This window comes from Thermodesulfitimonas sp., from assembly GCF_052743955.1.
In genome coordinates, this window is sequence record NZ_JBRAIN010000086.1 from 1 (window position 1) to 7,374 (window position 7,374).

Below are 7,374 nucleotides of genomic sequence, written 5' to 3' on the forward strand. Positions count from 1 at the left end.
GCCTCCGGCACGGAATATGGAAGGTGATTAGAAATAAGGGAATCGCAGCGTCGGGCGGAAGGTTAGAGTTGTTTCCGTGGTGGGGCGTTTAGATACACGAACGACGGCATCTTGAAATGCCGGGATAAGACAAACCGTATATCTTCCGGTGCCGTCACCGGCTGGGGTATTCGTTTTAAAATGCGTTCTCGATGTGCTCGAGGTCTTTCATTTCCCCGCTTTCCCGGTCGAACTGCACGGCGATGACGTCGAAGCGGCAGGGGCTGCCACGGCGCCACTCGTTGGCCAGGTAGTACCGCGCCACTTCGCGGAGCTTCTGCTGTTTTTTGTAGCCGAGGCTTTCCTGTGGGGTGCCGAAGCGTAGGGAGGATTTGGCCCGGACTTCGACGAAGACGAGCGTGCCCCGGTCCAAGGCGATGAGGTCGATCTCGCCGAAACGGCAGCGGTAGTTCCGGACAAGGATTTGATAGCCCTTGCGCTTGAGGTACGCGGCGGCGAGGGCCTCCGCCGCGTTACCGTGGCGTCGCCTTGCATCAGGCACGGCTACCGGTTCCTCCCAAGAGGTCTTTCACCGGGCCGAAGCTCCGCCGGTGGTGGGGGGAGGGGCCATAGCGCCGGAGCGCGGCGAGATGTTCGCGGGTGGGGTAGCCCTTGTGGCGGGCGAAGCCGTACTGGGGGAACTCCCGGTCGAGCGCGACCATCAGCCGGTCGCGCGTCACCTTGGCGATGATCGAGGCCGCGGCCACCACCGCCACCTGCGCGTCGCCGCGGACCACGCCCGTCTGGGGCAGGGGGAGGCGGGGGATGGGACGCCCGTCCACCACCACGTGGTCGGGCTGCAAGGTGAGGCCAGCGAGTGCCCGGCGCATCGCTAAGAAAGAGGCCTGGAGGATGTTCAGGGCGTCGATCTCGGCGACGGAGGCTAGGCCTACCGCCCAGGCGCGGGCGCAGGCACAGATCTGCGCCGCCAGGCGTTCCCGCTGCGCGGCGCTAAGGAGCTTGGAGTCGTTAAGACCGGGCAGGTCCACCGCTTCCGGCAGGACTACCGCTGCGGCTACCACCGGGCCGGCCAGCGGCCCCCGGCCGGCCTCGTCCACGCCGGCGATCAGGGTGCAGCCGCGCCGCCGCAGGTCCCGCTCAAAAAGGAAAAGGGCTTCGTAGCGCGCTTTTTCTTCCGCGGGCGTGCGGCGGCAAGACAGCCCCCCGGTATCTTTCGAGAAGGTTACCGTGTGTTGCGGAAACATCGGCGCCCTCCAACCTGCAAGACCTTCTGAGAACGGCCTACAGCTCCATTCCCACGCACTCAAATTTTTGTCAAACCGGGCATTTATCTAGGGTAAACCTGCCAAGCCGCCCCTCCCGGAACTCCTTGAGTAGCGCCACCGCCGCCTTAAAGCGGTCCACCCGGCCCCCGGCGACCACCAGCCCGCGCTTCAGCCCGATCGTTTCCAGGAGCATATGGCTGTCAGCCGGCAGCGCCGCCAATTGGTAGCGGCGCTTGAGCACCCCCGGGTACTCCGCTTTGAGCCAGTCGAGCAGCCAGAGGGCGACCGCCCCGCAGTCGATCGCCTCTTCTTTCAGCGCCCCGGTGGCCGCGAGTTTGAGCGCCACCTCCCGGTCGTCAAAGCGGGGCCAAAGGACGCCGGGCGTGTCGAGAAGCTCGATTCCCGGCGCAACGCGGATCCACTGCTTGCCGCGCGTTACGCCGGGTCGGGCGCCGGTAGCCGCCGCCTTTTGGCCGGCGAGCCGGTTGATGAAGGTGGATTTACCGACGTTCGGGATGCCGACGACCATACCCCTGATAATCCCGGTACGCCCGGGTGCGGCCACCTCCCGCACGGCACGCGGGATTTTGCCGAGGCCACGCCCGGTAAAGGAGTCGAGCTGCACCACGGGTGTGCCTTCAGCAGCTAATCTCTCGGCCCAGAGGCGGGTTTCGGCGGGGTCGGCGAGGTCGGTCTTATTCAGGATCACCACGCGGGGCTTGCCAGCAAGGAGCGTGGTGATGTCGGGGTTGCGGCTGGAGCGGGGAATCCGGGCGTCAAGCAGTTCAAAGACGACGTGGACGAGCTTCAGGGATTCCCTGATGAGCTTCCGGGCTTTGGCCATGTGACCCGGATACCAGTGAATATCCATCGGCCCTCTTCCTTAAGCGGTTCAGTGAATCACTTTAATGTGGTCCGGCGGCCAGTAGACAAGCACCGCTTTCCCGATGATTAACCGCTGGTCCAGAAAGCCCCACACCCGGCTATCCTCACTGTTCATCCGATTATCACCGAGCATAAAGGAGCAGCCTTCGGGGACCTTCACCGGACCGAAGTCGGCAAAATAAGTACCCGGCGGCAGGTAGGGTTCAGGAACCTCCTGCCCGTTGATAAAAAGTTTACCGTCGGCCAGCATTACTGTTTCGCCGCTAAGACCGATCAGCCGCTTGATGTAGGTTTTCTTCGGGTTGTGGGGATAACGAAAAACGATGATGTCACCCCGCTGGGGAGGGTGGAACCGGTAGGAGAGTTTGGAAACGATGATCCGGTCTCCCCGGTAAAGTGTCGGCATCATCGAGCCGGAAGGAATATAAAAGGGCTGAAAAATGAAGGCCCGGATAACGACGGCCAGCACGATCGCGATGATGAGCGACTCGAGAATATCCCCCCGGAAACCGGATTCGCCCCTTAGTTTCAGCGCCAGAACCCCCCGTTGTGGTATCGGTAATCGCTCTTGAGCGGCGGTCGAAAGCAAAAGGGGCCTTTTTGCTTCTTTCCGGGCCCCGTTTTTTAACGCCGTTCTTCGATACGTGCAGCTTTGCCGCGTAATTTCCGCAGGTAGTAAAGACGGGCGCGCTGCACCTTACCGCGCCGGACCACCTCGATGCGGTCAATCCGCGGCGAGTGCAGCGGAAAAATGCGCTCAACGCCTACGCCGTAGGATACACGCCGGACGGTGAAGGTCTCATCGAGCCCGCCCCCGCGGCGCCGGATGACTACGCCTTCAAATACCTGGATCCTTTCCCGGCCACCTTCTACTACCTTGACGTGGACGCGTACGGTGTCTCCCGGCCGGAAATCAGGGATCTCCTTCGTTAGATGCGCTTCGTTAGCAAACAACTCCTGAATATTAGTCATTTTCGGTTCCTCGCTTTCCTTCCGTAGAAATGGTTTTCCCCGCACGGAAACCAGGAAAAATTATACCACGGGTTCCTGCCGGCCGCAATAATTTAGTCGCCGAGATTAAGACGCATAAGCTGGGTGGCGAGTTCCTTAAGAAAACGCCTGTCGTCGGCGGTCAGGGCCGCTGTTGATAAAAGGTCCGGGCGCCGGACGAGGGTGCGCAGGAGTGCTTCCTCGCGCCGCCAGCGGGCTATCCGGGCGTGGTGGCCGCTTAAAAGCACCTCCGGTACCGCTGCGCCGCGGAATTCCCGGGGGCGCGTGTAGTGCGGGTGCTCGAGAAGACCGGTGGCGAAAGAATCCGTCACGGGCGACGTTTCTTCTCCCAGGACGCCCGGAACGAGGCGGGAAACGGCGTCCACCACCACCATCGCCGGCAGTTCGCCGCCGGTCAGTACGTAATCGCCAATGGAGATTTCGCCGGTGGTATACGCTCTTACCCGCTCATCTATTCCTTCGTAGTGGCCGCAGACGAGAACAATATGCTCCTCCCGCGCCAACTCGGCCGCCAGCCGCTGGGTAAACGGCTCGCCCTGGGGGCAAAGCAGGATTACCGGGCCGGTATCGCCCCCGCGGTTTTCCCGCACCGCTTCGAGGGCCAAGACGATGGGTTCGGGCTCCATGACCATTCCGGCGCCGCCACCGTAAGGAGTATCATCCACGGTGCGGTGTTTATTCCGCGCGTAGTCCCGGATGTTGATTAAGTTTACCTTCAACAGGCCCCGCTCGATTGCCCGCTTGATGATACTACTGGAAAAGGGGCCGGTAAACATCTCCGGGAAGAGGGTGAGGATATCGAATTGCATTTTCCGCTGCTTCACCCCTATTATTGCTGAACCGCGAGCGCCGGATGCTCATAAAAGTCCTTCTGGCAGCCGGACCACCATCCTCCCCTCCTGGAGGTCGATCTCCCGGACCACCGCCTTCAGGGCGGGGATCAGGATCTCTCTGCCGCTAGGCGTCCGGATACCGTAAACGTCGTTTGCACCGGTGGTTATAACCGCGCTTACTTCACCAAGGAAGGCTCCTTCCTCCGACCAGACCTTGAGGCCGATGATTTCAAAGACGTAGTAGCGGCCTGGCGGGAGCGGTACCGTTTCCCCGCGGGGCACCTGAATGAGGGCCCCCCGGAGGGCCGCCGCATCGTCCATAGTATCGATGCCGGCGAGCTTGACGAGGATAAACCTTTTATGCCCCCGCGCTTCCTCAACCGCGTAGGTCTTTCTTTCTCCTTCCTTAAAGAGGGTCAGCTTTTTCATCCGGAGGAAACGCTCCGGGAAATCGGTCAGGGGGAGAATACGAACGGCCCCCCGGCATCCGTGGGGGGCCACAATCTCGCCTACGGTTATAAACTCCTCCTTCACCGGTTCAACCCTGTTCCCTGAGCGCGATGACCTTTCCTTCTTCAATTACGATCTCCACCGGGTTAAGGCGTTTTGCATCGTCGCCTATGCCTATTTCCACCAGGCTTTCGGTGCGTCCCTGGATGATTTCCGCACCGGGAGGAAGTTGTTTTAAGGCTTCATACTGGTGCTGCAGCCGTTGTCTTTCCGCCACCTTTTCCCGGCGCACCTTTTCGAGCTGTTCCATTTCAGCGGGGACTAGGCGGCCTTTCTTTTCGGCGTGCAGGTGCTTGGCCTGGAACTCGACCCGCTGTACTTCACGCTCTGCTTCTTCGATGGCCACGGCGAGCCTGGCCAGGAGGAACTCCTTGTATTTTTCGGTTACCCGCACCTTGATAATCACCGGTCGGGTAACGGTTATCCGGTCCATGTTATTCACCAGGTGTTCAGAGAATCTCGAGGACTACTTTTTTGCGGGACTTGGCCGCTGCGGCCTTCACCATTTGCCGGAGCGCTCGGGCAATCCGGCCGTGCTTCCCGATTACCTTCCCCGCATCTTCGGCGGCCACCCGCAGCTCGATTACTACCGATTGTTCTTTTTCGATGAGCCTCACATCCACCTCTTCTGGCTTATCGACCAGGGCTTTAGCCAGAATCTCGACGAGTTCCTTCATTAGCGTCTTAGCCCCCTATCAGTCCGGCCCTTCCCGCGCTTAGAGGATTCCAGTTCGCGCTAACAATGCCCGCACGGTATCGGTCGGCTGTGCGCCACGGGCAAGCCACTCCCGGGCCCGGGCTTCGTCGATCTTGAGTTCAGCCGGGTCGGCAACCGGGTTATAAAAGCCGATTTCTTCGATAAAACGGCCGTCTCGCGGCGAACGGGCGTCCGCTACCACGATCCGGTAACGGGGTTGTTTCTTAGCGCCTATTCTTTTGAGTCTAATTTTAACGGCCAACCGTTTCACCTCCTTTCAGCGGTATTGTCTCACATAAACGGGAATCGTCCGAGTTTAGCGCCCTTCTTGAAACCCTTCTCGAAAGAGGTGAGCTGGCGGACCAGCTTCTTGGTCTGCTCGAATTGTTTCAACAACCGGTTCACGTCCTGGACCGTCAGGCCGCAGCCGCGGGCGATCCGGCGCCGCCGGCTCCCGTCGATGATCTCGGGGTGGCGTCGCTCCTCTGGGGTCATCGAGTTGATGATGGCTTCCGCCCGTACTAGCTCCCGCTCGTCGAACTGAAACTCCTCCCGCAGCTTTTTCATGCCGCCGAAGCCTGGAAGCATGCTGAGAATGTGCTCCAGGGGCCCCATTTTCTTGAACTGACGGAGCTGGGTAAGAAAATCCTCGAGATTGAAGTCGGCGCTCTTGATTCGCTTCTGCATCTCCACGGCCTGCTGGGCGTCCAGCGTTGTCTGCGCCTTTTCAATGAGAGTGAGGATATCACCCATACCCAGGATCCGGTTGGCCATCCGGTCGGGATGGAAAAGCTCAAGCATATCGAGCTTCTCGCCGACGCCGGCGAACTTAATGGGACAGCCCGTCACCGCGCGAATGGAAAGGGCTGCGCCCCCCCGCGTATCGCCGTCGAGCTTGGTTAAAACCACCCCGTCGAGCCCAAGGCGCTGGTGGAAGGTTTCGGCAACCCGCACGGCGTCCTGTCCGGTCATCGCGTCCACCACTAACAGAATCTCGTGGGGTTTGACGGAGGCTTTGATCCGCTCCAGTTCCGCCATCAGCTCTTCGTTAATATGCAGGCGCCCCGCCGTATCGATAATAACGGGGTCGTAGCCTTTTTTGCCCGCTTCCTCAACCGCGCCTACCGCGATGGTCACCGGATCGCCTTCCCGGGAAAAAACGGGCACCTGGATCTGCTCGCCGAGGACTTGAAGCTGCTTAATGGCGGCGGGGCGGTAGATGTCGGCGGCGACTAACAGCGGCCGGCGCCCCTGTTTTTTGAGGAACAGGCTGAGCTTCGCGGCGGTGGTTGTTTTACCCGAGCCCTGGAGACCCACCATCATGATCACCGTAGGGGGCTTGGCGGCGGTATTGAGTCGCGCGTTCTGATCGCCCATAAGCGCGGTCAGCTCTTCCCGGACGATCTTGATCACCTGGTGGGCGGGATTGAGGTTCGCCAGGATCTCCTGCCCTACCGCCCGCTCCCGGACACGCGCCACGAAGTCTTTGACCACTTTAAAGTTAACGTCGGCCTCGAGGAGGGCTACCCGGACCTCTTTCAGCGCCGCGTTCACGTCTTCTTCCGTCAACTTCCCCTTGCTTTTCAGTTTTTTAAAGACCTCGTGCAGCTTTTCCGTAAGAGTTGTAAACATCCGCGGCTCAGTCCCCCCTTTCGTCAGGCCAAGAAATCGCCACATTCTACTTTGGTGCAGAATGCAGGTTGATTTTACTGAAAGCGCTTCCCGCTGTCAAGCGAAGGCCGCCCACCTACCACATTTTAAAAGGATTTTCTTGCGGGACGGCGAAGAGATAGTCTGCCGGACACAGAGTTTTTCCGGGAATTTCCCGTCCGGACCCGGGCGGAAGAAGGGGGAGAGCGATTTTGGCGGAGAAAAATGGCTTTATCACGCTTGAGGAGGCGTTATCCCTGGACCGGGAGCAGGTGCGCGGGCTCCACCAGGAGTACCTTAACGCCGGCCTGGTGACGCTGCTCAAGCTCCTGGATTTTGATAGGCGCTTCGTCCGCGCCGAAGGGGTGCGCCTCTGGGATAGCGAGGGGCGCGAGTACCTCGACTTCCTGGGTGGTTACGGGTCGCTCAACACCGGGCACAACCACCCGCGGGTCATTGCCGCCGTCGAGGCGGTGCGGCAACTGCCGAATTTGCTGCAGGCATCATTATCACCCTTGGCGGG

General features: G+C 60.4%; 12 protein-coding genes. 1 reads left to right on the forward strand and 11 read right to left on the reverse strand.

Going from position 1 to position 7,374, the window contains the following annotated elements:
* Nucleotides 1-175 precede the first annotated feature (175 nt).
* From ACUVTA_RS07550 to ffh, 11 genes are all read right to left on the reverse strand, one after another.
* The gene (locus tag ACUVTA_RS07550) at nt 176-541 is read right to left on the reverse strand and encodes a YraN family protein (RefSeq protein ID WP_445952342.1); all 366 of its coding nucleotides are present in this window, start codon (nt 539-541) and stop codon (nt 176-178) included.
* A complete protein-coding gene (locus ACUVTA_RS07555; RefSeq protein ID WP_445952343.1) occupies nt 534-1,244 on the reverse strand; it encodes a ribonuclease HII in 711 nt (236 codons plus the stop codon). Before ACUVTA_RS07555 ends, ACUVTA_RS07550 begins: the two co-directional genes overlap by 8 nt.
* Nucleotides 1,245-1,314: 70 nt before the next feature.
* The gene (ylqF, locus tag ACUVTA_RS07560; RefSeq protein WP_445952344.1) at nt 1,315-2,136 is read right to left on the reverse strand and encodes a ribosome biogenesis GTPase YlqF; all 822 of its coding nucleotides are present in this window, start codon (nt 2,134-2,136) and stop codon (nt 1,315-1,317) included.
* Nucleotides 2,137-2,157: 21 nt separating this feature from the next.
* Nucleotides 2,158-2,739, reverse strand: a complete 582-nt coding sequence (gene lepB / locus ACUVTA_RS07565; RefSeq protein WP_445952345.1) for a signal peptidase I — start codon at nt 2,737-2,739, stop codon at nt 2,158-2,160.
* 35 nt (nt 2,740-2,774) lie between these two features.
* A complete protein-coding gene (gene rplS, locus ACUVTA_RS07570) occupies nt 2,775-3,122 on the reverse strand; it encodes a 50S ribosomal protein L19 (RefSeq protein WP_445952346.1) in 348 nt (115 codons plus the stop codon).
* A gap of 92 nt (nt 3,123-3,214) precedes the next feature.
* Nucleotides 3,215-3,970, reverse strand: coding sequence for a tRNA (guanosine(37)-N1)-methyltransferase TrmD (gene trmD, locus ACUVTA_RS07575; protein WP_445952352.1), 756 nt, complete (start codon nt 3,968-3,970; stop codon nt 3,215-3,217).
* A gap of 48 nt (nt 3,971-4,018) precedes the next feature.
* Entirely contained in the window at nt 4,019-4,528 is a 510-nt protein-coding gene (rimM, locus tag ACUVTA_RS07580) for a ribosome maturation factor RimM (RefSeq protein WP_445952347.1), read from the reverse strand.
* Nucleotides 4,529-4,532: 4 nt separating this feature from the next.
* Complete coding sequence (locus ACUVTA_RS07585; RefSeq protein ID WP_445952353.1) at nt 4,533-4,937, reverse strand: YlqD family protein; 405 nt, start codon at nt 4,935-4,937, stop codon at nt 4,533-4,535.
* 16 nt (nt 4,938-4,953) lie between these two features.
* Nucleotides 4,954-5,181, reverse strand: coding sequence for a KH domain-containing protein (locus ACUVTA_RS07590; protein ID WP_445952348.1), 228 nt, complete (start codon nt 5,179-5,181; stop codon nt 4,954-4,956).
* A 39-nt stretch (nt 5,182-5,220) separates the two neighbouring features.
* Complete coding sequence (gene rpsP / locus ACUVTA_RS07595; RefSeq protein ID WP_445952349.1) at nt 5,221-5,463, reverse strand: 30S ribosomal protein S16; 243 nt, start codon at nt 5,461-5,463, stop codon at nt 5,221-5,223.
* Nucleotides 5,464-5,492: 29 nt separating this feature from the next.
* Complete coding sequence (gene ffh, locus ACUVTA_RS07600; RefSeq protein WP_445952350.1) at nt 5,493-6,833, reverse strand: signal recognition particle protein; 1,341 nt, start codon at nt 6,831-6,833, stop codon at nt 5,493-5,495.
* 230 nt (nt 6,834-7,063) lie between these two features.
* Between ffh and ACUVTA_RS07605 the strand changes: the two genes are divergently transcribed.
* A partial coding sequence (locus ACUVTA_RS07605; RefSeq protein ID WP_445952351.1) for an aminotransferase class III-fold pyridoxal phosphate-dependent enzyme occupies nt 7,064-7,374 on the forward strand: 311 nt, incomplete at its 3' end.